General features: G+C 72.4%; 20 protein-coding genes and 1 pseudogene. 12 read left to right on the plus strand and 9 right to left on the minus strand.

Going from position 1 to position 22,867, the window contains the following annotated elements; all coding sequences use genetic code 11:
* The first annotated feature begins 75 nt into the window (after positions 1-75).
* A complete protein-coding gene (locus ACZ66S_RS12065; protein WP_469901383.1) occupies positions 76-906 on the plus strand; it encodes a TIGR02452 family protein in 831 nt (276 codons plus the stop codon).
* A gap of 145 nt (positions 907-1,051) precedes the next feature.
* On the opposite strand, the gene ACZ66S_RS12070 is transcribed toward ACZ66S_RS12065, so the two are convergent.
* Complete coding sequence (locus tag ACZ66S_RS12070) at positions 1,052-1,507, minus strand: type II toxin-antitoxin system PemK/MazF family toxin (RefSeq protein WP_469901384.1); 456 nt, start codon at positions 1,505-1,507, stop codon at positions 1,052-1,054.
* Between the two features lie 51 nt (positions 1,508-1,558).
* On the opposite strand from ACZ66S_RS12070, the gene ACZ66S_RS12075 reads away from it, so the two are divergent.
* Entirely contained in the window at positions 1,559-1,975 is a 417-nt protein-coding gene (locus ACZ66S_RS12075) for a hypothetical protein (protein ID WP_469901385.1), read from the plus strand.
* 237 nt (positions 1,976-2,212) lie between these two features.
* Here ACZ66S_RS12075 and ACZ66S_RS12080 read toward each other — a convergent pair whose 3' ends face one another.
* From ACZ66S_RS12080 to ACZ66S_RS12090, 3 genes are all read right to left on the minus strand, one after another.
* Positions 2,213-3,691: an SPFH domain-containing protein gene (locus ACZ66S_RS12080; RefSeq protein WP_469901386.1), complete on the minus strand. Its 1,479-nt coding sequence runs from the start codon at positions 3,689-3,691 to the stop codon at positions 2,213-2,215.
* A 133-nt stretch (positions 3,692-3,824) separates the two neighbouring features.
* Entirely contained in the window at positions 3,825-4,043 is a 219-nt protein-coding gene (locus ACZ66S_RS12085; RefSeq protein WP_469901387.1) for a hypothetical protein, read from the minus strand.
* Positions 4,044-4,068: 25 nt separating this feature from the next.
* Complete coding sequence (locus ACZ66S_RS12090) at positions 4,069-5,493, minus strand: amidase (protein ID WP_469901388.1); 1,425 nt, start codon at positions 5,491-5,493, stop codon at positions 4,069-4,071.
* 249 nt (positions 5,494-5,742) lie between these two features.
* Here ACZ66S_RS12090 and ACZ66S_RS12095 point away from each other — a divergent pair, with 249 nt between their 5' ends.
* On the plus strand, positions 5,743-7,122 hold the full coding sequence (locus tag ACZ66S_RS12095; RefSeq protein WP_469901389.1) for a glycoside hydrolase family 43 protein: 1,380 nt from the start codon (positions 5,743-5,745) through the stop codon (positions 7,120-7,122).
* A 13-nt stretch (positions 7,123-7,135) separates the two neighbouring features.
* On the opposite strand, the pseudogene ACZ66S_RS12100 reads toward ACZ66S_RS12095, so the two are convergent.
* Positions 7,136-7,896: pseudogene (locus tag ACZ66S_RS12100) on the minus strand (ZIP family metal transporter).
* A 159-nt stretch (positions 7,897-8,055) separates the two neighbouring features.
* On the opposite strand from ACZ66S_RS12100, the gene ACZ66S_RS12105 reads away from it, so the two are divergent.
* Positions 8,056-9,234: a PP2C family protein-serine/threonine phosphatase gene (locus tag ACZ66S_RS12105; protein WP_469901390.1), complete on the plus strand. Its 1,179-nt coding sequence runs from the start codon at positions 8,056-8,058 to the stop codon at positions 9,232-9,234.
* Between the two features lie 129 nt (positions 9,235-9,363).
* Here ACZ66S_RS12105 and ACZ66S_RS12110 read toward each other — a convergent pair whose 3' ends face one another.
* Entirely contained in the window at positions 9,364-9,768 is a 405-nt protein-coding gene (locus ACZ66S_RS12110) for an STAS domain-containing protein (RefSeq protein ID WP_469901391.1), read from the minus strand.
* A gap of 223 nt (positions 9,769-9,991) precedes the next feature.
* Between ACZ66S_RS12110 and ACZ66S_RS12115 the strand changes: the two genes are divergently transcribed.
* Positions 9,992-10,390, plus strand: coding sequence for an ATP-binding protein (locus ACZ66S_RS12115; protein ID WP_469901392.1), 399 nt, complete (start codon positions 9,992-9,994; stop codon positions 10,388-10,390).
* 64 nt (positions 10,391-10,454) lie between these two features.
* On the opposite strand, the gene ACZ66S_RS12120 is transcribed toward ACZ66S_RS12115, so the two are convergent.
* On the minus strand, positions 10,455-10,961 hold the full coding sequence (locus tag ACZ66S_RS12120; protein WP_469901393.1) for a hypothetical protein: 507 nt from the start codon (positions 10,959-10,961) through the stop codon (positions 10,455-10,457).
* Positions 10,962-11,129: 168 nt separating this feature from the next.
* Between ACZ66S_RS12120 and pgm the strand changes: the two genes are divergently transcribed.
* From pgm to ACZ66S_RS12135, 3 genes are all read left to right on the plus strand, one after another.
* Positions 11,130-12,770, plus strand: a complete 1,641-nt coding sequence (gene pgm / locus ACZ66S_RS12125) for a phosphoglucomutase (alpha-D-glucose-1,6-bisphosphate-dependent) (protein ID WP_469901394.1) — start codon at positions 11,130-11,132, stop codon at positions 12,768-12,770.
* Between the two features lie 152 nt (positions 12,771-12,922).
* Positions 12,923-13,822 (plus strand): amidohydrolase family protein, encoded by a 900-nt coding sequence (locus ACZ66S_RS12130; RefSeq protein ID WP_469901395.1) that lies wholly within the window; start codon positions 12,923-12,925, stop codon positions 13,820-13,822.
* Positions 13,823-13,850: 28 nt separating this feature from the next.
* The gene (locus ACZ66S_RS12135) at positions 13,851-14,291 is read left to right on the plus strand and encodes a VOC family protein (protein ID WP_469901396.1); all 441 of its coding nucleotides are present in this window, start codon (positions 13,851-13,853) and stop codon (positions 14,289-14,291) included.
* 173 nt (positions 14,292-14,464) lie between these two features.
* Here the strand turns inward: ACZ66S_RS12135 and ACZ66S_RS12140 are convergent, their stop codons facing one another.
* Both ACZ66S_RS12140 and ACZ66S_RS12145 read right to left on the minus strand, forming a co-directional pair.
* A complete protein-coding gene (locus tag ACZ66S_RS12140; protein WP_469901397.1) occupies positions 14,465-15,418 on the minus strand; it encodes an SCO2400 family protein in 954 nt (317 codons plus the stop codon).
* A 247-nt stretch (positions 15,419-15,665) separates the two neighbouring features.
* The gene (locus ACZ66S_RS12145; RefSeq protein WP_469901398.1) at positions 15,666-16,388 is read right to left on the minus strand and encodes a TetR/AcrR family transcriptional regulator; all 723 of its coding nucleotides are present in this window, start codon (positions 16,386-16,388) and stop codon (positions 15,666-15,668) included.
* Positions 16,389-16,539: 151 nt separating this feature from the next.
* On the opposite strand from ACZ66S_RS12145, the gene ACZ66S_RS12150 reads away from it, so the two are divergent.
* The 4 genes from ACZ66S_RS12150 to ACZ66S_RS12165 all read left to right on the plus strand — a co-directional run bounded on the left by ACZ66S_RS12150 (position 16,540) and on the right by ACZ66S_RS12165 (position 22,691).
* Positions 16,540-18,045, plus strand: coding sequence for an APC family permease (locus ACZ66S_RS12150; RefSeq protein ID WP_469901399.1), 1,506 nt, complete (start codon positions 16,540-16,542; stop codon positions 18,043-18,045).
* 23 nt (positions 18,046-18,068) lie between these two features.
* Entirely contained in the window at positions 18,069-19,721 is a 1,653-nt protein-coding gene (locus ACZ66S_RS12155; protein WP_469901400.1) for an amidohydrolase, read from the plus strand.
* Positions 19,722-19,844: 123 nt separating this feature from the next.
* Positions 19,845-21,503 carry an NAD-dependent malic enzyme gene (locus ACZ66S_RS12160; RefSeq protein ID WP_469901401.1) on the plus strand — a complete coding sequence of 553 codons (1,659 nt, stop codon included), beginning with the start codon at positions 19,845-19,847 and terminating at the stop codon, positions 21,501-21,503.
* Between the two features lie 171 nt (positions 21,504-21,674).
* On the plus strand, positions 21,675-22,691 hold the full coding sequence (locus tag ACZ66S_RS12165) for a LacI family DNA-binding transcriptional regulator (RefSeq protein ID WP_469901402.1): 1,017 nt from the start codon (positions 21,675-21,677) through the stop codon (positions 22,689-22,691).
* Positions 22,692-22,867 lie beyond the last annotated feature (176 nt).

Below are 22,867 nucleotides of genomic sequence, written 5' to 3' on the forward strand. Positions count from 1 at the left end.
CGCTCACGATGCGTTCATGAGCACGACGGGGGAGAACGCGCGACGTGCGGCCATGGCGCTCACGGGGGTGGCGCCATGAGCGGACGTCTGCGCGGGATCGCACAGGAGACGGAAGAGATCGTCGCGGCGGGGCGCTATCGCGCGCCGGACGGCCGCGAGGTCTCCCTGGCCGCCCGGATCGAGGCGGCCCGGGCGGGGACGCGGATGTACGGACCGGGGCCCGTGGAGGTACCCGCCTTCACCCGCGCGGACACGTACGTCGAGGTTACGGGGGAGAGCAGCCTGGAGGCGGCGCGTCGGCTCGGCGGCCGGACGGCCGTGCTGAACTTCGCCTCGGCGCGCAATCCGGGCGGCGGCTATCTGAACGGCGCCCAGGCCCAGGAAGAGGCCCTGTGCCGCGCCTCCGCGCTGTACACCTGCCAGCTCCGGGCGCGCGAGTTCTACGACCACCACCGGGCTCACCGCGACCCGTTCTACACGGACCGGGTCATCCACTCGCCGGCCGTGCCGGTGTTCCGCGACGATCACGGTCGGCTCCTGGACTCGGCGCACCTCGTGGGGTTCCTGACGGCGGCCGCCCCGAACGCCGGGGTGGTGCGGCGCACGGTTCCCGAGCGGGCCGCCGAGCTGCCACGGGCCCTCGCGACGCGCGCCGAGCAGGTCCTGTCGGTGGCCGTCACGGAGGGCTACCGACGACTGGTGCTCGGCGCCTGGGGCTGCGGTGTCTTCCAGAACGACCCCGCGCAGGTGGCGGGGACGTTCCGAGCCCTCCTCGCACCCGACGCCCGCTTCGGTGGCGCCTTCGACCACGTGGTCTTCGGGGTGCTGGACCGGACGCGGGGGGCGGTGGTGCGGGGGGCGTTCGAGCGGGCGTTTCCGGCGGGGGGCCGGCTTGTGAGGGGGTAGGTGGGGGCGGGGGTTCTGCGGGCGTGATGTCGGGGGGAACGCCTGGTTCCGTTCCGTGTGCCGGGCTTGTTGGCGGCGTTCGGGCGGGCTTTCCGGCGGGATCCCGCATTCGAGGGGCCGTACGGCGCTTCGGCAGGCCCGGTCGTCAGGTCCAGCCGTACCGCTCGTGCAGCCGCTGCCTGACCAGGTTGAACCGTCCCCGGTCCAGTGCGCACGCCTCCCGGCGCATGCCCTCCTCGTGGAGGCGCAGGACGCGGTCGACGTCCACCCAGGAGTCCCGGCCGCTCCGGTCCCAGGGCCCGCCGCCGATCGCGACCCACTCCCGGTCCCCGTCGTGCCGCTTGCTCGACAGTTGCACGGCGAGGAAGGTGCCGGCCGCCTCCCGGGCGACCACGAGCACGGGACGGTCCTTGCCGCGGCCGTCGTTCTCCTCGAAGGGCACCCAGGTCCACACGATCTCGCCGGGATCGGGGTCGCCGTCGCGTGCGGGGGAGTACTCGGTGCGCACGCGGCCCACCTCGCGCGGGTCGGCCTCCGTGGTGGCGGTGGCGCCGAAGCGGCCGGGGACGTTCTCGTCGGTGTCATGGATAGACGCAGTCACGAGGGCACCTTAAGGCGTCCGCCGAGGTGAGTGAGTAGTACGGTCTGTCGGATGGACGAAGCGGCGGGTGCGGTCACCTTCGTGTGGCTCGGGATGGTGCTGGCGATCTCCTTCCTGGAGGCGCCGCTGAAGTTCCGTGCGCCGGGGGTGACGATCCAAGTCGGCCTGGGCATCGGCCGCCTGGTCTTCCGGGCCCTGAACCTGGTGGAGAGCGTCCTGGCCGCCGCGGTGGTCGTGCTGGTCGCCGTCGGTGACGCACCGGCCCGGGTGATCGCGTGGACCGTGGCCGTGGCGGTGCTGCTCGTCGCCCAACTCGCCGTGGTCCGACCCCGGTTGAACCGTCGCTCCGACCGCGTCCTGGCCGGCGAGGACCTGCCCCGCTCGCGCGGTCACCTCGTCTACATCGCCTTCGAGATCGCGAAGGTCGTCGCCCTGATCGGGCTGGGCGTCGCGCTGCTCGCACGCTGAACGGGGGCGGGCCGGCCCGGGTGTGACACGGCCGGTGCGCCGGCCCGGGGGTGCGCCTCGGCGCCTGCGCGCTGAACGCGGCGTCCCGTGCCGCTCGCACGCCGAACGCAGGTGATCCGGGCCCCTCGTGCTGCTCGCATGCCGAACGCGGGTGATCCGGGCCCTCCGTACAGCTCGCACCCCGAACGCAAGTGATCCGGGACCCCCGAACGCCGAAGGCTCCGGACCACCCGCCCCTCACTCCTGTACCGGCACCTTCTGGCCGGGCGGCGGTGCGGTGACCCCGTTGAGCGAGGTCGTGGCCGGGGTCTGCCCGTTCTGGTTCATCGACGCCAGCAGTTGACGCGCCAGACCCAGCCCCGTGCCGCCCATGGTGAGCGCTTTGGCGAGCATGTCCGCCATGCCGTCGGCGCCGTTGAGGACCACCATGTTGTCGACGTTGCCGAACGCGGACGCGCCCGCCTTGACGATCTCCGGCCAGTTCTCGGCGAGTTGCTGGGCGACGACCGCCTCCTGGTTCTCGGCGAGGGCCGCGGCCCGGGCCTTGATGGCCTCCGCCTCCGCGAGCCCCTTCGCCTTCGCGGCCGCCGCCTCGGCCAGACCCCTGGCCTGGGCCGCCGCCGCCTCGGCCTCACCGGTGGCCCGGGTCGACGCCGCCATGGCCGTACCGCGCGCCTTGGTCGCCTCGGCCTCGGCACCCGCGGCCGTCTTGACCCGGGTGGCCTCGGCGGCCGCGGCGAGCTCGGTCTCCTTCGCCTTGGCCTCGGCGGCGGAGATCCGCGCGTCGCGCTCCGCCTCGGCGAGCGTGCGCTTCTCGTAGGCCTGGGCGTCCGCCGGCTTGCGGACGTCGGCCTGGAGCTGCTGTTCGCGCCGCTGCGCCTCGAGTTCGGCGACGCGGGTCTCCTGGACCACGACCTCCTGCCGGGCGGCGGCGTCGGCGAGCGGACCGGCCTGGCGCGCCGCGGCGCCCGCCTTGTCCCGCTCGGCCTGGTAACCGGCCTGGAGGATCTCGCTGTCCCGGGTGGCCTGCGCCATCCGTGCGAACGACTGCTGCTCGGCCTCGGTGGCCAGCCGGTTCGCCTCGGCCTGCGCGATGCGCGCGTCCCGCTGGACGGCCGCCGCGTGCGGCATCGCCAGGTTCTGGATGTACCCGGTGGGGTCCTCGATCTCGTGGATCTGCAGGGAGTCGACGATGAGCCCCAGCTTCTCCATCTCGGTGCCGCAGGCGGCCCGGGTCTGCCCGGTGAGCTTCTCCCGGTCGCGGATCATGTCCTCGACGGTCAACCCGCCGACGATGGACCGCAGATGACCCGCGAACACGTTGTGCACCCGCTCCGACATCAGCTTCTGCTGGTCGAGGAACCGGCGTCCGGCGTTGGCGATCGACACGAAGTCGTCGCCCACCTTGAAGATGACCACGCCCCGCACCTTGAGCGGAATGCCCTGGTGGGTCACGCAGTCCACGTGCAGTTCGGTCTCGTTCAGGTCGAGCGAGAGCTTGCGCACCGCCTGTACGCCGGGCAGCACCAGCGTGCCGCGCCCGGTGACGATGCGGAAGCCCATCCCCTCCTCAAGACCCTCGGTCCGGTGCTTGGACCCGGAGATGATCAACGCCTCGTTGGGTTCCGCGACACGCCACATCATCTTGAACAGACCGATCAGAACGGCGATGGCAGCTACGGCCACCCCCGCAACGACGCCGACAACCATCGGCATACGCCCCCTTTGCATGGTGCCCTTTCGGCACCGAACGAAGGGAGTGTGCGCCTGTTCGCGGCCCGGGTGAAGACGCCGGCGAATCCTTGTCGAAACCTTGATGCACGCGCCTCTCACCTGCGCGTGCGCGGGCTCAACTGTCGTACGCCGCCTGGACGTAGACCGTCCTCGGCGGCAGGTACTCCACCACCATCACCACCGTGCCCCGCTCGATCCGATCGCTCCCGGAGGCCGGGTAGGCGAGGAAGTGCTCGGCGCCGCCCCGCACCCGGACGATCACCTCGCCGACGAGCCCCGGCCCGATCGTCCCCGTGACCCGCCCCATGAGCCCGACCATCGCCGCATCGTCCATGGTCACAGGGTACGGTCCGGGCTGCTCACGCGGCCGGTGAATCCGCGCCGAGGTGCGGCCGCGGCCAGCGCTCGTGCCAACGCAGCTCGGCCTCCAACTGCGCGGCGAGCGACAGCAGCAGCGGCTCACTGTTCGCCGGGCCGAGCAACTGGGCGCCGACGGGCAGTCCGCCGCCGACGAAGCCGGCGGGCACGTTGACCCCGGGCCATCCCAGTACGTTCCAGGGCCAGGCGTACGGACAGGCCGCGATCATCGCGCGGTCGGTGGCCAGCCCGCCGAGCTTCAGCATCGCCCCGATGCGCGGCGGGGGCGCGGCCGTCGTAGGGGCGAGGACGACGTCGTACGACGTGAAGAACCCGCCGATACGGCGGTGCAGGACCGCCTCCGCGCGGCGGGCCGCCCTGAGCGGGACCCCGCCGAGCAGTCCGCCGAGCCGGGCCGCGTCCCGGGTGCGGCGGTCCAGGAGGGCGGGGAAGGGGGCCTCGCGGACCCGCTCGGCGAGTCCGGCCGTGGCACGCGGGACGAAGGTCAGCCCGATCTGCCCGTACGGCGGATCCGCCTCCTCGACGGTGTGTCCCAAGTCGGCCAGTTTTTCGGCGAGTTCGACGACGCGTGTCCGTACCTCGGGCTGGAGCCGGGCGGGCAGCGCGGTGAACGGCGGCTTGAGGGCGAGCGCGATCCGCAGCCGTCCGGGGTCGCGGCCGACCGCCGCCGAGGCGTCGACGGCGGGCGGGCGGTGCGGGTCCAGCACGTGGTTGCCAGCGGCCGCGTCGAGGAGCAATGCCGCGTCGGCGACCGTGCGGGCGAGGGTGCCGTTGACGGTGATGCCCTGGAAGGACTCGCCGCGCGGCCAGGTGGAGATGCGGCCGCGCTGGGGCTTGATGCCGACGAGGTGGGTCCAGGAGGCGGGGATGCGCACCGAACCGGCCCCGTCCGAGCCGAGCGCTGCGGGCACGAGACCGGCGGCGACGGCCGCGGCGGACCCGCCGGACGAGCCGCCCGGCGTGTGCTCCGGGCTCCACGGGTTGCGGGTCGCGCCGAAGGCCGGTCCCTCGGTGAACGGCCACTGTCCGAACTCGCAGGTGTTGGTCTTGCCGACGATCACGGCCCCGGCCGCGCGCAGCCGCCGTACCGCCTCGCCGTCCCTGGCGACCGCGGGGAACTCACCCTCGCAGCCGAACGCGGTCGGCTCCCCGGCCACGTCCATGTCGTCCTTGACGGCGACGGGCACGCCGAGCAGCGGTTTGCCTGCTCCGGCGGCCAGTTGGGCGTCCGCGGCGGCCGCCTCGGCGAGGGCGGCCTCGGTCCGCACGATCCGGAAGGCGTTGAGCGTGCTCTGGCCGGCGTGGATCCGCGCGAGGGCCTCCTCGACGAGCGCCACGGAGGTGATCGCGCCGTCGGCCAGTGCGCGGGCGGTCTCCACCAGGCCCGCGGAACGGTCGTGCGTCATACGGTCCACCTCCGGTGCGACGGGTGCCTACCGAACGGTAACCGCGGCAAGCGCTTCGCTGGAACGCCCCTCGCGGCACCGGCGGTTCGGCAACCGCCACAGGCGCCGCACAGACCCCGTCCGGCCCTGCGCAAAGCATTGACGTGTCCTGGCCACGCCCCTACCTTCTGACCGACTTCCCGAACTCCGTTCGGTATGTCGGACATGCGGAGCCGCGTTGTCCTTGCCCTTGCCCCAGGGAGAGCCGCCGTGACCTCACGACCCCCCACACCGTCCCGCCGCACCCTGCTGCGCGCGATGGCGGCCCTGCCCGCCTCCGCCGTCCTGCTGGGCGAGCTGCCCGGCACGGCCCTCGCCGCCGCCCCGCCGAGCGGCTCGGCCACCCGCTACACGATCGTGCCGTTCCTCAACAGCAACGACGGCACCGTGAACGTCTACCAGTCCGACGACGCCACGGACTTCCGGCTGCTCAAGTCCTCCGCGTACACCCCGCCCGGCAACAGGATCCGCGACGCGAGCGTCCTCAAGCACACCGACGGCTACTACTACCTCACCTACACCACCCACACCTGGCAGGACGTCAGCACCACGATCGGCTTCGCGCGCAGCTCCGACCGGACCAACTGGACCTTCCTGTACGACTTCCCGGTCCCGATCGCCAACCTGTCCCGCGCGTGGGCGCCGGAGTGGTTCGTCGACAGCGACGGCAGCGTCAACGTCATCGTGTCCTGCTCGGTCACCAGCAACGAGTGGATCTTCACGCCGTACCGGCTGAAGGCGACCAACTCGGCCTTGACAGCATGGAGTTCACCGGTTGCCCTGTCCGGGATCGGCGCGAACCACATCGACACGTACATCGTGAGGACCGGCTCGACGTACCACGCCTTCACGAAGAACGAGACGACGAAGTACATCGAGTACGCGACCGCGTCGTCCCTCACGGGCCCCTACACGATCTCCAGGACCGGCGACTGGGCGGGCTGGGGCAGCTACCGCGAGGGCCCGTCCGTGATCCAGCTCGACAACGGCGGCTGGCGGATCTTCTTCGACGGCTACGGCGACGGCAGTTACTACTGCAGCGACAGCTACGACACCTTCGCGACCTGGTCGGCGCCGACCGCGCTGCCGGTGGTCTCCGGCACCGCCCGCCACTTCACGGTCGTCAAGGAGACCGTGTCCGGCGGCCCCTCGCTCGCGAAGAACGTCACCCGCTCCTTCCAGTCGGCCAACTACCCCACCCGGTACTGGCAGGCGCAGTCCTCGCTGCTCAACCTCCCGCTGGTGTCCGGCTCCAGCACGGCCGCCGAGAAGACGGCGGCCACCTTCACGGTCGTCGCGGGCCTCGCCGACGCCAACGCCTACTCCTTCCGCGACTCCTCCGGCAACTACCTGCGCCACTGGGACTTCCGCGGCCGCTTCGACGCCAACGACGGCACGTCGACCTTCGCCAGGGACGCGACGTTCGTCGCCCGCACGGGTTCGTCCGGCGGCGCGATCCGCTGGGAGTCGTACAACTACCCCGGCCACTACCTGCGCCACTACAACTACCAGCTCCGGCTGGACCGCACGGCGGGCACGGACCTGTTCCGCCAGGACAGCTCGTTCGTGCCGGTGGCCGCCTGGGGGTGAGGCGGGCGCCTGGTCAGGCGTGGGAGAGGGCGAACGAGACCAGGAAGCCGCTCACCGTGATCAGGCCGATGGCCAGGTGGGCGTCCTCGAACGCCTCGGGGATCATCGTGTCGGCGATCATGGCGAGGATCGCGCCCGCCGCCACGGCGGTCACCGTGGCGATCACGGCGGGGGAGAAGGAGCCGACCACCGTGCAGCCGAGGACGGCCGACACCGTGCTCGCGGCGGCGATCGCGGCCCAGACGCCGAAGACGTACCCCTTGGTGCGGCCGGCCTTCTTCATCCCCGCCGAACTGGACAGCCCCTCGGGCACGTTGCTGATGAACACCGCCGCCACGGTTACCAGGCTGACCGCGCCCCCGTCGAGCAGACTGACGCCGATCACCGCGGACTCCGGCACGCCGTCGAGCAGCGCGCCGAGCGCGAGCGCCGTCCCGGAACCGCCCTGCTGGGCCTCCGAGGGCTGCGCCGCCGACTGCCGGTGACCGGAGCGCTTGCGGTGCCGGGCGCCCCGGCGGGCCGGCCACACGTTGCCCACGGTGCAGGCCACGGCGCCGATCAGGGTGCCGTGGCAGCGGGAGCGAGCCCCGCCTGGTCGTACGCCTCCCCGACCAGTTCGAAGGAGACCGCCGACAACAGCACCCCGGCACCGAAGGCCATCACGGTCGCGATCAGCTTCTGCGGCACCCGCAGCCCGTATCCCAGCGCGGCACCGACCAGCAGCGCCGAACCCGCCCCCAGTTCCCACAGTTCAGCCTGTACCACTTCAGCCATGCCGAGGCAGGTACCCGGGACGGAAGTGGATCAACAGGTTCCGCCGGCCCGCGGAGCCCTGAGCGCCTTCGGCCACATGTTTGACCAGGCAAGACGCCCGAATCAGGTGATGCTGCGCAGATGCGGGGAAGAAGTTGCGGCAACCGATCGGAGGTTGCTGTGGAGGGTGGAGATCTGGAACTGGGCGAGTTGCTGGCCGCCGCCGAGGCGGCCCCGCCCGGTGAGTCCGTCGACGTGGTGGCACGCGACCTGCAGAAGAGGCTGGGCGCGGAGCGCGTGTCGTTCCTCTTCGTCGACCTCATCGGGCAGCGGCTGGTGCGGCTCACCGCGGCCGGCACCGATCCGGTGGAGGACGCCGGGCCGATCGACCTGCACGGGAGCGTCTACGACGGAGTGCTGCGCAGTCAGCGCCAGCACACGGAATCGGACGGCCAGGGTGGACTGCGCGTCATCACGCCGGTCACCAACCGCGGTGACTGCCTGGGCGTCCTGGAGGTGACCCTGCAGTCCGCCGACGACACCGTGCTGGGGCAGGTCCGCGACGCGGCCCACGCGCTGGCGTACATCATCGTCACGGACGGACGCTTCACCGACCTGTACCACCTGGGCCGGCGCACCACCGAGACCAGTCTGGCCGCGGAGATCCAGCACCAGCTCCTGCCCTCGGCGCCGTGCTGCGAGGCGCCCCAGTTCACCCTCGCCGCCGGTCTGGTGCCGGCGGACGACATCGGCGGCGACACCTACGACTACACCCTCGAACGCGACACCCTGCACCTGTCGATCACCGACGCGATGGGCCACGACACCAACTCCGCGCTGCTGGCCACCCTGCTGGTCGGTGCGCTGCGGCAGGCGCGGCGCAGCGGCTGTGACGCCCTCCGGCAGGCCGCCCAGGCCCACCAGGCCCTGCTGACCCACAGCCGCGGGCTGGCCACCGGGCAGTTGCTCTGCGTCGACCTGGAGTCGGGCCTGTGCGAACTGGTCAACGCCGGCCATCCCTGGCCGCTGCGGCTGCGCGACGGCACCGTCGAGGAGGTCAGACTCACGGTCAACCTGCCCTTCGGGGTGGTGGCGCCCGGCTCCTACCGGCTCCAGGAACTGCAACTGAAGCCCGGGGACCGGCTGATCCTGCTCACCGACGGGATGCTGGAACGCGGGGCCGCCACGGCCGACCTGGCCTCGGTCGTCCAGGACACCGCCGAGCTGCATCCTCGGGAAGCCGTACGCGCCCTGACCGCCGCGGTGCTCGAAGCCTGCCACGGCAGCCTCAGGGACGACGCCACGGTCGTGATCCTGGACTGGCACGGCGAACGCCGGCCGGCCGACTCGGAAGGCTGATCCCCGACGTTCCCGTCCCTGTCGAGCCGGCCGTGCACCTTGCCGTGTGGACCGGGTGTGAGCGGGGAGATGGGGGCGACTCGGCCGGGGAGAGGTTGGGGAGACAGCCTCTCGGGGGTCCTTCGCCGACTACGGTCGGCGAAGGACCTTCGCGTCCGTGCCCGGGTCGAGGGCCTGCTCCAGCGTGGGATGGCAGGAGATGACGGTGTCCAGGCCGACGAGTTGGACCACCCGCAGGACCGGTTCCTGCGGGGCGGCCAGGCGCAGCCATCCCCGGGCCGCGCCGACCCGGTGGTGGACGTGGACGAAGACGTTGATGCCGCTGGAGTCCAGGAAGGACACCCCGCTGAGGTCCGCCACGACACGCGGCGGCGCACCGTCGTCGGCGAGGTCCTCGGGCAGCAGTGCGCTGGTCAGCGTGTCCTTGACGTCGTGGTCGATGTCCCCGCGCAGCGTCACCACGCGGATGCCGTCGACGGTGGAGTGCGTGACGGACAGCCGCTCCGGTCGTCCTGTGGGTGGTATGTCGGTCACCGTTCCTCACCTGAATGGGGGCTGCGGGGGGCAGCGTCAGAGGATGATTGTGCCGCACCGGGCCCTCGGGTTGCACCCGGCCGACTCTGTTCGAACATGGCCACGGGCGTGCATACCAGTACGACCCGACGGGCACCCGCGCCCCAGGAAGAGGAGGACAGGGCTGATGCTGGTGGGTTCGCCATCCGAGGACGGGGACTGTACGCAGCGCGGTGCACACCCGATGCGGGCCGGCTTCGCCCAGGCCGGCGACGAGGGGTGCATCGCGCGGGCCAGGCGGCACGCCGCCGACTTCCTCTCCCGGGTCCGGGACAAGCACGGTCTGGACGTCCCGCCGTACACCGTGGGAACGGTCCAGCTCATCGTGAGCGAACTGGTCACCAACGCCCTCAAGTACGCTCCCGGCCCCGTCCGCATGGAGCTGCGCGTCACCGACGCCCGTGTGGAGATCGTCGTGGAGGACAGCAATCCGGCCCTGCCGGCGGCGCTCCCCGCCGACCCGGGCCGCGTAGGCCGGCACGGCCTGGAGATCGTCCGGGCCGTCACCGAGGACCTCCACATCCAGCGGCTGGCACCCGGCAAGCGCATCACCGCCCGCATCGCTCTGACCGACCCCTCCTGACACGGTCCCCGGCGCACCGGCCCCCGGGGCCTCCCTCTTCCGGCGCAAGGGGGGCGGTCGTACGTCACCCGGCGGGCTCGATGCGGAGGACGGCCGCCGTGCCGCGTACGTCGAGGACCTTCAGGCTCATGGCGTCGTTGAGGGTCGCGGCCGGTCCCTTCCCGCAGCGGAGCTGCACCCCGCCCCCGCCCGCCGACGACACACCGCCGCCACCGGAACAGCCCGAGACGCTGTAGCCCGACCCCGTCAGCGGGGCGGCCATGCCGACCTGGCCGTCGGAGATCGACGTCACCTTGATCGGCCCGAGCCCGTACGCCTCCGGCACGTTCACGACGTCTCCCACGGCGACCTCGATCTCGCACGTCCCGTCGGCACACGGCCCGGTCGGCGAGGGCGACGCGGTGGCCGACGGCGCGGGCGTCGCCGTGGGGCCGGACGCCGACGCGGAGCCGGACCCGCTCGGCCGGCCCCCTGCGGAGGAACCGTCCGAGGAGCCGGAGGAGCACGAGGTGAGGAGCGCGAACGCGCACGCGGCGACGACGGCGGTGGACGACGTACTTCTACGCATCATGACGGACATTGAACCCCCGTCGGCCACCCCGCCGGCAGATCGCCCGCCGGATCCCCCTCGCCGGCCCGCGGGCGGCGGGAACCGCGCACCCACGCGCGTCCCCACGACTCCGGCGGGGGAGAATGAGGCCCGTACCCCAACGGTCGACCCTTGCGGAGGAGCGGGTAAATGCAGAACGCGCGAGCGGGGCAGGTCGCCGGGCCCGATGACCTCATCGACGTGGCCCGTCTGGTCACGGCGTACTACACGCTGCACCCCGACCCGGCCGAACCGGGGCAGCGGGTGGCCTTCGGTACCTCGGGACACCGCGGTTCGTCCCTCGCGGCGGCCTTCAACGAGGACCACATCGCGGCCACCAGCCAGGCCATCTGCGAGTACCGCGCCGCCCAGGGCACCGACGGGCCGCTCTTCCTCGGCGCCGACACCCACGCCCTGTCGGAGCCCGCGCGGATCACGGCCCTGGAGGTGTTCGCGGCCAACGACGTGACCGTCCTCATCGACCAGGCGGACGGCTACACCCCCACCCCGGCCGTCTCGCACGCCATCCTCACCCACAACCGGCAGCGGACCTCGGCGCTCGCTGACGGGGTCGTCGTCACCCCCTCGCACAACCCGCCCGCCGACGGCGGCTTCAAGTACAACCCGCCGAGCGGCGGCCCCGCCGGGTCCGAGGCGACCTCCTGGATCCAGGACCGCGCCAACGAGATCATCACCGGCGGCCTGAAGGACGTACGGCGCATCCCGTACAGCCGCGCCCTGGCCGCCCCCGGCACCGGCCGCCACGACTTCCTCGGCGCCTACGTGGCCGATCTGCCGAACGTCCTGGACCTGGAGGCGATCCGGTCCGCCGGGGTGCGCATCGGCGCCGACCCGCTCGGCGGCGCCTCGGTCGCCTACTGGGGCCGGATCGCCGAGGAGCACCGGCTCGACCTCACGGTGGTCAACCCGCTCACCGACCCCACCTGGCGCTTCATGACGCTGGACTGGGACGGCAAGATCCGTATGGACTGCTCGTCGCCGTACGCCATGGCCTCGCTCATCGAGCGGCGCGACCGCTTCGACATCGCCACCGGCAACGACGCCGACGCCGACCGCCACGGCATCGTCACACCGGACGCCGGTCTGATGAACCCCAACCACTACCTGGCCGTGGCCATCTCGTACCTGTTCTCGCACCGGGAGCAGTGGCCCGCGGGAGCCGGGGTCGGCAAGACCCTGGTGTCGTCCGGCATGATCGACCGGGTCGCCGCCGACCTCGGCCGGACCCTGGTCGAGGTCCCCGTCGGCTTCAAGTGGTTCGTGGACGGCCTGTCCGACGGCACGATCGGCTTCGGCGGCGAGGAGTCGGCCGGCGCGTCCTTCCTGCGCCGCGACGGCTCGGTGTGGACCACCGACAAGGACGGGATCATCCTGGCCCTGCTCGCCTCCGAGATCACGGCGGTCACCGGCAGGACCCCGTCGCAGCACTACGCCGGGCTCACCGACCGCTTCGGCGCCCCGGCCTACGCGCGCGTCGACGCCCCGGCCTCCCGCGAGGAGAAGGCCCTGCTCGCCAAGTTGTCCCCGCGCCAGGTCACCGCCGACACCCTCGCCGGTGAACCGGTCACCGAGGTCCTCACGGAGGCCCCCGGCAACGGCGCCGCCCTCGGCGGCATCAAGGTGTCCACCGCCAACGCCTGGTTCGCCGCCCGCCCCTCGGGCACCGAGGACGTCTACAAGATCTACGGGGAGTCCTTCCTCGGCCCGGACCACCTGAGCCAGGTCCAGGAGGAGGCCAGGTCCGTGGTGCTGGCGGCGCTGAACGCCTGACCCGACGCCCGATCGCCGGCCCCCGGCCGTGACGCGTTCACGGCCGCGGGCCTTTTCGGGGCCGGGCAGCCCGCGTCCCTGTGACGCATCCCTCACCGCACCCGTCGCGGAAACGGTCGCCGTACTCCTCACCGGGGACGATCGTGGGCGGCATGAACGATCGCGACGAGGCGACGCACGACGAGGCCGACGAGGTCCGTCGTTTCTGGGGCGGACTGGGTCTGCCGGGCCTGATCGACGTCCACACCCACTTCATGCCCGAGCGGGTCCTGCACAAGGTCTGGGAGTACTTCGACACCAACGGTCCGCTGATCGGCGGGCTGGGCTGGCCGATCACCTACCGGAAGGCGGAGGACGAGAGAACCGCCCTGCTGCGCGGGTTCGGGGTCAGGGCCTTCACCGCGATGCTCTACCCCCACAAGCCCGGGATGGCCAGGTGGCTGAACGGCTGGGCGGTCGACTTCGCCCGCCGCACCCCCGACTGCCTGCACACCGCCACCCTCTACCCCGAGCCGGACGTCGAGACCTACGTGCGCGAGGCTATCGAGGCCGGGGCGCGGGTCTTCAAGGCGCACGTCCAGGTCGGCGGGTACGACCCGGCCGACGACCTCCTCCGGCCGGCCTGGGGGCTGCTGGCCGAGGCGGGCGTCCCCGTGGTGATCCACTGCGGCTCGGGGCCCGCACCCGGCAAGCACACCGGTCCCGAGCCCATCGCCCGCGTCCTGGCCCGGCACCCGGGGCTGCGGCTGATCGTCGCGCACATGGGGATGCCCGAGTACGAGGAGTTCCTCGACCTCGCCGAGCGGTACGACCAGGTGCGGTTGGACACGACGATGGCGTTCACCGACTTCACCGAGGACTTCATGCCGTTCCCGCGCCGCGCCCTGCCCCGGCTGGCCGCGCTCGGCGACCGCGTCCTGCTCGGCTCCGACTTCCCCAGCATCCCCTACCCGTACCTGCACCAGCTCCACGCGCTGGAACGCCTGGACCTCGGACCGGAATGGCTGCGGGCCGTCTGCCACGACAACGCGAGCAGACTGTTCGACGTATGACGCCGCCGTCGCACCAAGGAGAGCAGGCATGACGATCCAGCGCATGGACAACGTCCTCATCGTCGTCGACGACCTCGACGCGGTCGTCGCGTTCTTCGTCGAACTCGGCATGGAGCTGGAGGGCCGCTCGCCGGTCGAGGGGCGCTGGGTGGAACGGATCATCGCGCTCGACGACGTGCGGCAGGAGGTCGCCATGCTGCGCGTCCCGGGCGGTCACGGCCGGATCGAGCTGGCGCGGTTCCACACGCCGAAGGCGGTCGGCGGGGTGCCGGCGGACGCGCCGACGAACACGCTGGGCATCCGCCGCGTCATGTTCGCCGTGGACGACGTCGACGAGGTCGTGGCCCGCCTGCGCGCCCACGGGGCCGAACTCGTCGGCGAGATCGTGCAGTACGAGAACGTCTACCGGCTCTGCTACGTCCGCGGACCCGAGGGCATCGTCGTCGGACTGGCCGAGCAGCTCGGCTGACCCGTGCCGCGGGCCGCGGCGGTTTCGGGGATGGAGGAAGGGCCGCCGCGACCTCCCCAGGTGTGACGGCCCTTCCTCCGGGTAAGCATCGACTCTGCTACCCCGAAGATCCGGACTCATGCCCGATCTTTCCGGGAGGACCGAGCGGGCGCCCGTCGCGGGGCCCGCCCCCGTCAGTTGATGCAGAGCAGGTTGAGCACGCACAGCCCCGACGGATCGGTCGCGGACGACGACGAACCGCCCGTCTGCGAGGACTGCGAGCTGTCGCCGCCCGTGCTCGTGCCGGTGTTCGTGTTCGTCGCGCTGTCCGAGGACGAGGAGGACGACGAGGACGACGAGGAAGAGGAAGAGGAAGACGACGAGGAGGAAGATCCGGAGGTCCCCGTCGTGCCCGTCGTCCCGGTCGTGCCCGTCGTCGTGGTCGTACCACCCGTGCCGGTCCCGGCCGCGACCGTCGACGAGAGCGCCCCCTGGGACTGCGAGCCGGTCGTCGCCGCCTGCGTGGGGGAGGTGACGGAGTCGGTGCGGACCGACGACAGGGTCGTGGTGGACGCCGAGTCGGTGGTCCGCCGGTGCGTGCCGGACTTCGTACCGGGCGTGGCCGTCGCGGCCTGCTCTGCGGTGGCGGGCGTCGACTCCGGCAGGGCGTCGTCCGAGGTGGGCAGCTCCGCCATGCCCATGGCCCGGGGGTCCGGGGACGTGGCCGCCTGGGCCCGGGTGTGGGACTGCTGGCTCATCGCGGTGACGGTCAGGCCGCCGCCGACCAGGGCGACGGCGGTCGCGACCACGGCCTTGCGCTGGCTCTTCTTCCAGCGGGCCCGCTGCCGCCGCCGTGCCGCCCGGCCCTCCGTCAGCACCGGCCCGTCCGCGAGGTCCTCCGACGCGATGTCCTCGGACGCGACGCCGGGGTCGGCCCCGGTCGCCGGCTCGTCGGGGAGGCCCGCGTCGTGCCACTTGGGTGCTTCGTCCCACGCGGCGGCCGCCGTGCCGGTCGTCGTGTAGACGTGGGCGGGGGGAGCGATGTCCGGGGCGTAGGCGCCGCATCCGGGACACGCCAGGGCGCCGTTGAGATGCCGACGGCACGAGGAGCAGTAGTCCATCTGGTCTTCCTGAGTCGACTGCACCATCGGCCCGATGGCCGTGGCCGGTCTCGTTCGCACGGGGGATCGAGCCGGAGGCAAAAGTAGCGAGGCTTTCGAAAGGCGGTGTGCAGCCTGTGTGATGCTCCTGCGCAGATGTCCGAGGGGTGCGGTGGGCGCGAGGGACGTACGTCGGATTCACGCCACTTGTCTGTGATGCGACCCCCGCTGTGCGGCCTGACCAGGCGGATTGGCGTTCAACGCGGGCTTCGTCACGGGGAGTTGGTGCGAGTACTCATCCGGGTGACGAACCCCTCCTGGGCGCCCGGCGCGCCGGCGCGCGTGCCGCCAACGCCTCCAGCAGCAGGTCCACCGCCGCCTCGAACGAGCTCTCCGCCATCCCCGGCAGCTCGCGCCGGACCGCGGTGAGCGCCGGGTACACGCCGGGGTCCAGGTCCTGGTAGACCTCCCGCCACGCGCGGTGGTCGGCCTCGCGCTGCTGGCGGGGCAGTGCCTGGAACGCCGCGTCCGTGGCCGCGTGACTGAGCACGGTGTCGATGAAGGCCAGGTACAGCCGGGCCGCGTCGGCCGGTGCGAAGCCCGCGGACAGCAGCAGGCCGATGCCCGTGTCCACCGCCCGGATCTCGCTGGTGCGGCGGGTCACCCGGTGGGCGGCCAGGGCGGCGGCCCGCGGATGGGCGAGGTACCCGGCCCGGACCCGCAGGGCCATCTCGCGCAGTGCGGCCACCCAGTCGTCCCCGGGGGCGAATCCCGCCATCGCGTCACCGATGATCCGGTCCGCGATGGCGAGCACGAGGTCGTCGGTGTCGTGGAAGTACCGGTACAGGGCGGTCGGGTCGCAGCCCAGGGCCGCGCCGAGCCGGCGCACGCTCAGCGCCTCGGGACCGTGCTCGCCGATCAGTCGCAGGGCGGTGCCGACGATCAGGTCCTCGGACAGCAGGACACCGGTGCGGGTGGGACGCCGGCGCCGGCGTTCCTCGGGGACACGGCTGGACACGACCGGACTCCTCTCACCGCGGGGCCCTCAGTGAACGGCCCCCGGCCCCCTTACGTCAACAGGGTTGACCCAAAGTGGACGGGGGCTGTTCCATCACCTCACCGCGCGGCTCTTCTCCTCTTCTCGTCCCCCCGGCCCCGAGGAGCCCTCCATGTCGTCCAGACCGCCCCAGTCCTCCGCACCCAGCCTGGACCTGCGCCGTTCCCTCGGCGTCGTCGACGGCGTCGCCATCGCCGCGTCCAGCACGGCGGCCACCACCAGCATCGCCATCGGCATGGGCACGATCGCGACCATCGTGGGCCTCCAGGCCCCGGCCCTGCTGCTCCTGGCGTTCCTGCCGGTCCTCGGCATCGCCACCGCCTACGCCCGCCTGAACCGCTCGGAGCCGAACTGCGGCAACGGCTACGTCTGGGTCGGCAAGTCCCTCGGCCCCTGGCCCGGCTTCCTGACCGGCTGGGTCACCCTGGTCGGCTCCGTCATCTTCTGCGCCTACACCAGCGCGATCATGGGTTCGGTCGTCCTGGCCTTCGCCAACAAGGCCGGACTGCACAGCGTCGCCGGCATCGCCCTCGACCCCACCTCCACCGGTGTCACCACCGCCGTCGGACTGGTGATCCTCGTCGCCCTCACCGCGCTGGCCGTCACCGGGGTGCGCGCCGCCACCCGCTTCCAGTTCGCCCTCCTGGTCTTCGAGTACGCGGTCCTGCTGGCCTTCTGCGGCTGGGCCCTGGTCACCGGCGACCACGCCCTGTCGCTGTCCTGGTTCAACCCGTTCGAGATCTCCAGCGGCACCACCTTCGCCCAGGGCATGGTCCTCGCCGTCTTCTTCTTCTGGGGCTGGGACGCGGCGTTCAGCGTCAACGAGGAGACGAAGAGCCCGGGTGACGCGGCCCGCGGCGGCCTCATCGCCCTGTTCGCGATGCTCGGCCTGTTCCTCTTCGCCTCGGTCGCCTTCCAGCGGGAGATGAGCCTCGCCGAACTCGTCAGGAACGGCCCGCAGGCCCTCCCGTACCTCGGCGGGAAACTGGCCGCCGAACCCTGGGCCACCCTGCCCCTGGTCGCGCTGATGTTCTCCGCGGTCGCCTCCGTGCAGGCCACGCTGATCCCCACGGCACGCGGCCTGTTCGCGATGAGCCGCGACCGCACGATGGGACCGGTGTGGACCCGCGTCCATCCGCGCTGGGGCACCCCCGCCGCCGGCACGGTCGTCGTGATGTCCGTCGCCGCCGTGATCGCCGTGCTGGCCGTCGCGATCCCCAAGCTGAGCGACATGCTGCTGGCCGCCGTCAACGCCATCGGCCTGATCGTCGCCCTCTACTACGGACTCACCGCGCTCGCCTGCGCCGTGCGCTTCCGCTCCGCACGTCACGACGGGGCCCGGGAGGCGCTGCTCGCCGTCGGCGTGCCCGCCGTGTCCGGCCTGATCCTGCTCGGCCTCGGCGGCTACCTCGGATACTCGTACCTGACCATGAGCGACCACTTCGAACTCAGCCCGGACAACGGCTGGTTCATGTTCTCGCTGCCCGCCGCGATCGTCCTCGTCGGCCTCGGCATGGCCGCCGTCGCCAAGTACGTGCGGCGCTCGCCGTACTTCGCCACCGGGCGCGGCACCGACGCCGAGTCCCTGACCCTGCCGATGGACCGTACGGCGGTCTGACCCCTTCTCTGGAGTTCACCCCCATGTCACACACCGCGGACCTCGTCCTCACCGGCGGTCCCGTGCACACCGTCGATCCCGCCCGCAGCAACGCCACCGCCGTGGCCGTGCGCGACGGGCGGATCGCAGCCGTCGGCCACGACGAGGTGCACGAATTGATCGGCCCGCGCACCGAGGTCGTCGACCTGGCCGGGAAGCTGCTGCTCCCGGGCTTCCAGGACGCGCATGTCCACCCGCAGGGCGCGGGCCTCGAACTGGGCCTGTGCCACCTCGCCGACACCGTCGACCCGGCCGAGTACCTGCGCCGGATCAGGGCGTACGCCGACGAGCACCCGGACGCCGAGTGGATCACCGGTGGCGGCTGGTCCCTGGAGGCGTTCCCCGGTGGGGCGCCCACCGCGGCGGCCCTGGACGAGATCGTCCCGGACCGGCCCGTGTTCCTGCCCAACCGTGACCACCACGGCGCCTGGGTCAACAGCCGGGCCCTGGAACGCGCCGGCATCGACGCCCGTACACCGGACCCCGCCGACGGCCGGATCGAGCGGGACGCCGACGGCAACCCCACCGGGATGCTCCAGGAGGGCGCCGTCCACCTGGTGGGCAGGCTGGTCCCGGACCCCACGCCCGAGGAACAACTCACGGCCCTGCTGCGGGCGCAGGCCGTGCTGCACTCGTACGGCGTCACCGCCTGGCAGGACGCCATCGTCGGCGCGTACGCCAACATGACCGACCCTGCGCCCTCCTACCTCGCCGCCCTCGACCGGGGCCAGCTCACCGCCCGGGTCGTCGGCGCCCTGTGGTGGGACCGGGAGCGGGGCGCCGAGCAGATCCCCGAACTCGTGGCCCGCCGCGCTGAGTTGAACCGCGGCCGGTTCCGGGCCGGGACCGTGAAGGTCATGCAGGACGGCATCGCGGAGAACCACACCGCGGCGATGCTCGACCCCTATCTGACCGGCTGCGGCTGCGCCTCGGACAACAGGGGCATCAGCTTCGTCGCGCCGGAGGACCTGAGGAAGTACGTCACCGAACTGGACGCCTCCGGCTTCCAGGTCCACTTCCACGCGCTCGGCGACCGCGCGGTGCGCGAGGCGCTCGACGCCGTGGAGGCCGCCCGTACCGCCAACGGCCGCCACGACACCCGCCACCACCTGGCCCACCTCCAGGTCGTGCACCCGCACGACATCCCCCGGTTCCGCGCCCTCGGCGCGAGCGCCAACCTCCAGATGCTGTGGGCCGCCCACGAACCGCAGATGGACGAGTTGACCCTGCCCTTTCTCGGCGACGAACGCGGGGCGCGCCAGTACCCGTTCGGCGACCTCCTGCGGGCCGGCGTCACCCTGGCCGCCGGCAGCGACTGGCCGGTCAGTAGCCCCGACCCGTTCCAGGCCATCCATGTCGCCGTCAACCGGATCGCCCCCGGCGCCCCCGAGGGCACCCCCGAGTTCCTCCCGGGGCAGCGTCTCGACCTGGGCACCGCCATCGCCGCGTACACGGCGGGCAGCGCCTGGGTGAACCACCTCGACGACATCAGCGGCAGCATCGCCGTGGGGAAGTCGGCCGACCTCGTCGTCCTCGACCGCGACCCGTTCGCGGGCCCGCCCGAGGAGATCGCCGCCACCCGCGTCCTGCAGACCTTCGTCGAAGGGCAGCGGGTCCACGCGGCGGGGGACGCCTGAACGGGTGGCACCCCCCTGCCCGGAACCGGTGATTCCGACGTGCGGGGGCGGGGCAGGAGGGATGCTGACGGGACGGCCGCGCACACCGGCCCGTCCCTGCTGCCCGCCGACCCGAGGAACGCCATGGCCGCTCCCAGCCCCGACCGTGTCCGGGGAACCGCCCTCCTGGCCGACCCCCTGCTCAACAAGGGAACCGCCTTCAGCCCTAAGGAGCGCGCCGAACTCGGCCTGGACGGGCTGCTGCCACCCGCGACGGAGACCCTGGACGAACAGGCGGACCGGGCGTACGAGGCGTTCCTCGGCTACGACAAGCCGCTCAACCGGCACATCTACCTGCGCCAGCTCCAGGACACCAACGAGGTGCTCTTCTACGGCCTGCTCACCCGGCACCTGGAGGAGATGCTGCCGGTCGTCTACACCCCCACGGTCGGCGAGGCCTGCCGCCGCTTCAGCGAGATCTACCGCAGGCCGCGCGGTCTGTTCCTGACCTACGAGGACCGGCACCGCTTCCGGGAGATCCTGCGCAACCGGCCCGGCGGCGAGGTCGACGTCATCGTCGTCACCGACGGCCAGCGCATCCTCGGCCTCGGCGACCAGGGCCTCGGCGGCATGGGCATCCCGATCGGCAAGCTCAGCCTCTACACCGCCATCGGCGGCATCCATCCCGCCCGCACCCTCCCGATCCTCCTCGACGTCGGCACCGACAACGACCAGCTCCTGTCGAACGAGCACTACCTCGGCCGCAGGCAGCATCGGGTCACCGGCGACGCGTACGACGAGATGATCGAGGCGTTCGTCTCCGCGGTGGAGGCCGAACTCCCCGGCACCCTGCTCCAGTGGGAGGACTTCGCGACCGCCCACGCCCGGCCCATCCTCGGCCGCTACCAGGACCGGCTGCTCACCTTCAACGACGACATCCAGGGCACCGCGGCCGTGGCCCTGGGCGCCCTGACCACCGCCACGAAGATCGCCGGAGCGGCCCTGACCGACCACCGGATCGTGGTCCTGGGCGCGGGATCGGCGGCGGTCGGCGTCGCCGACATGATCCGCACCGCGCTCGTGGAGGAGGGCCTCTCCGAGGAGGCGGCGGCCGACCGGTTCTGGTTCGTCGACATCGACGGCCTGCTGGTGGGCTCCCGCAGCGACCTCACCCCCGAGCAGCGGGTCTACGCCCGCGACGACGAGGACGTACGGCGGTGGGGCGGGGACGCGCCCGATCTCGCCCGGGTCGTCGGGGAGGTGCGGCCGACGGTGCTGATCGGGCTGTCCACGGCGCACGGCGCCTTCACCGAGGAGATCGTGCGCACGATGGCCGACTCCTGCGAGCGACCGGTGATCCTGCCGCTGTCCAACCCCACCTCCAACGCCGAGGCCGACCCCGCCGACCTTGCCCGCTGGACCGACGGCCGGGCCCTGATCGCCGCCGGATCGCCCTTCCCGCCGCTCACGGTGGACGGCCGTGAGGTGCCGGTCGCGCAGGCCAACAACGTCTATGTCTTCCCCGCCGTCGGACTGGCGGTCACCGCCTGCCGGGCCCGCCGGGTGACCGACCGCATGATGGTGGCGGCGGCCCGCGCCCTGGGGGACTGCGCGGTACGGGCGGGCACCGACGGGGCCACCCCGCTGCTGCCGCCGCTGGCGAGCATGCGGGACGCGGCCCGCGAGATCGCGCTCGCGGTGGCTCGGGCCGCCGTCGAGGACGGTGTCGCCCCGGAGGCCACGGAGGCGGAGCTGCGCGAGGCGGTCGCGCGGGCCCAGTGGACCCCCCGGTACGCGTCCTGACGCCGGGCCCTGCGCAACCGCCCGGGCGTGAGCCGATCGGCCGGATTCTGCCCCGGACGGGCCCCGCCGCGGCGCCCCGTCCGTCGGGCGGGGGTGCGGTCGGGCGGCTGTGACAGTATCGGCGGTGGGCGTGAGGCCGCCTGCTGGGGTCGAGTGCAGAGGACGAGTGACATGGACCGGCCGCCGGGCATGATGGACGTGGCCCGGGAGGCCGGCGTCTCGCACATCACCGTCTCCCGTGTCGTCAACGGCCACCCGTCGGTGCGGCCGGAGACCCGGGCCCGGGTCGAGGCGGCGATCCAGAAGCTGGGATACCGCCGCAACAGCGTCGCGAGGGCCCTCAAGAGCCGGCGGTCCTCGACGATCGGCGTGGTGATCGTCGGCTCGGAGCTGTTCGAGCTGCCGCGCATCCTCCTCGGCGTGGAGACGGCCGCCAAACAGGCCGGTTACTGGGTGAGCCTGGCCAGCCGGCAGGGCGAGAGCACCACCGGTGACCTCCTGGAGACACTGCAACGGCTCACCGACCAGGCGGTGGAGGCGATCGCGGTCGTCGCCGACCGGCCCGACACGGTGGAGGCGTTGTCCGGCCTCTCCCTCGGGGTGCCGGTGGCGGTGGTGATGTCCGGCAACGCGCCCGACCCCGAGCTGAGCTTCGTCGAGGTCGACCAGGAACTCGGCGCCCGGCTCGCGGTCCGCCACCTCCTCGACCTCGGACACCGCGACATCGCCCATTTGACGGGCGCGCTGCGCACCTTCGACGCCCGGGCCCGCGTCGAGGGCTGGCAGGCCGAACTCACCGCCGCCGGAGCCCGAGGAGCCCTGCTGGAGGGCGACTTCGCCGCGGAGAGCGGGTTCCGCCTGGCCCACGCGCTCTGCGACGCCGACGGAGGGCTGCCCACCGCCGTCTTCGCGGGGAACGACCAGATGGCCATGGGCGTGCTGGCCGCCTTCGCCGAACGGGGTGTGAAGGTGCCGCGCGAGGTGTCGGTCGTCGGCTTCGACGACATGAAGGGCGCCGGATACCTGGTACCCGCCCTGACCACGGTCCGCCAGGACTTCGCCCATCTCGGCAGCAGCGCCATCGAACTGCTGGTGCGCCGGCTGGACGGCGAACCGGCGCAGCGGCAGAAGCTCACGCCGCGGCTCGTCGTGCGCGCCAGCACGGCCACACCCCGCGCGGACGCCTGAACTCCGGCTCGACACGCGGGACTTCCACGGCTGCTCCCCGGCCGACCTCAGATCGGGCCGGTATGCGAACCATCGCAAGCAGTGATTGGCCGGGGTCAGGGCCTTGACAGCTTGTTAACGTTAACATCACCGTGGACACCGGACCCCGCCTCCATCACCTGGCCTTCACCGGAAAG

The sequence above is a fragment of the Streptomyces sp. NPDC107471 genome (assembly GCF_055582845.1).

Excerpts from the sequence above, each read along its gene's own strand:
- ACZ66S_RS12130 (WP_469901395.1), top strand. The coding sequence starts at position 12,923 with ATGAACGATCGCGACGAGGCGACGCACGACGAGGCCGACGAGGTCCGT.
- ACZ66S_RS12120 (WP_469901393.1), bottom strand. The coding sequence starts at position 10,961 with ATGATGCGTAGAAGTACGTCGTCCACCGCCGTCGTCGCCGCGTGCGCG.
- ACZ66S_RS12080 (WP_469901386.1), bottom strand. The coding sequence starts at position 3,691 with ATGCCGATGGTTGTCGGCGTCGTTGCGGGGGTGGCCGTAGCTGCCATC.
- ACZ66S_RS12140 (WP_469901397.1), bottom strand. The coding sequence starts at position 15,418 with ATGGTGCAGTCGACTCAGGAAGACCAGATGGACTACTGCTCCTCGTGC.
- ACZ66S_RS12165 (WP_469901402.1), top strand. The coding sequence starts at position 21,675 with ATGGACCGGCCGCCGGGCATGATGGACGTGGCCCGGGAGGCCGGCGTC.
- ACZ66S_RS12065 (WP_469901383.1), top strand. The coding sequence starts at position 76 with ATGAGCGGACGTCTGCGCGGGATCGCACAGGAGACGGAAGAGATCGTC.
- ACZ66S_RS12090 (WP_469901388.1), bottom strand. The coding sequence starts at position 5,493 with ATGACGCACGACCGTTCCGCGGGCCTGGTGGAGACCGCCCGCGCACTG.
- ACZ66S_RS12160 (WP_469901401.1), top strand. The coding sequence starts at position 19,845 with ATGGCCGCTCCCAGCCCCGACCGTGTCCGGGGAACCGCCCTCCTGGCC.
- ACZ66S_RS12115 (WP_469901392.1), top strand. The coding sequence starts at position 9,992 with ATGCGGGCCGGCTTCGCCCAGGCCGGCGACGAGGGGTGCATCGCGCGG.
- ACZ66S_RS12075 (WP_469901385.1), top strand. The coding sequence starts at position 1,559 with ATGGACGAAGCGGCGGGTGCGGTCACCTTCGTGTGGCTCGGGATGGTG.
- ACZ66S_RS12085 (WP_469901387.1), bottom strand. The coding sequence starts at position 4,043 with ATGGACGATGCGGCGATGGTCGGGCTCATGGGGCGGGTCACGGGGACG.
- ACZ66S_RS12155 (WP_469901400.1), top strand. The coding sequence starts at position 18,069 with ATGTCACACACCGCGGACCTCGTCCTCACCGGCGGTCCCGTGCACACC.
- ACZ66S_RS12150 (WP_469901399.1), top strand. The coding sequence starts at position 16,540 with ATGTCGTCCAGACCGCCCCAGTCCTCCGCACCCAGCCTGGACCTGCGC.
- ACZ66S_RS12135 (WP_469901396.1), top strand. The coding sequence starts at position 13,851 with ATGACGATCCAGCGCATGGACAACGTCCTCATCGTCGTCGACGACCTC.
- pgm (WP_469901394.1), top strand. The coding sequence starts at position 11,130 with ATGCAGAACGCGCGAGCGGGGCAGGTCGCCGGGCCCGATGACCTCATC.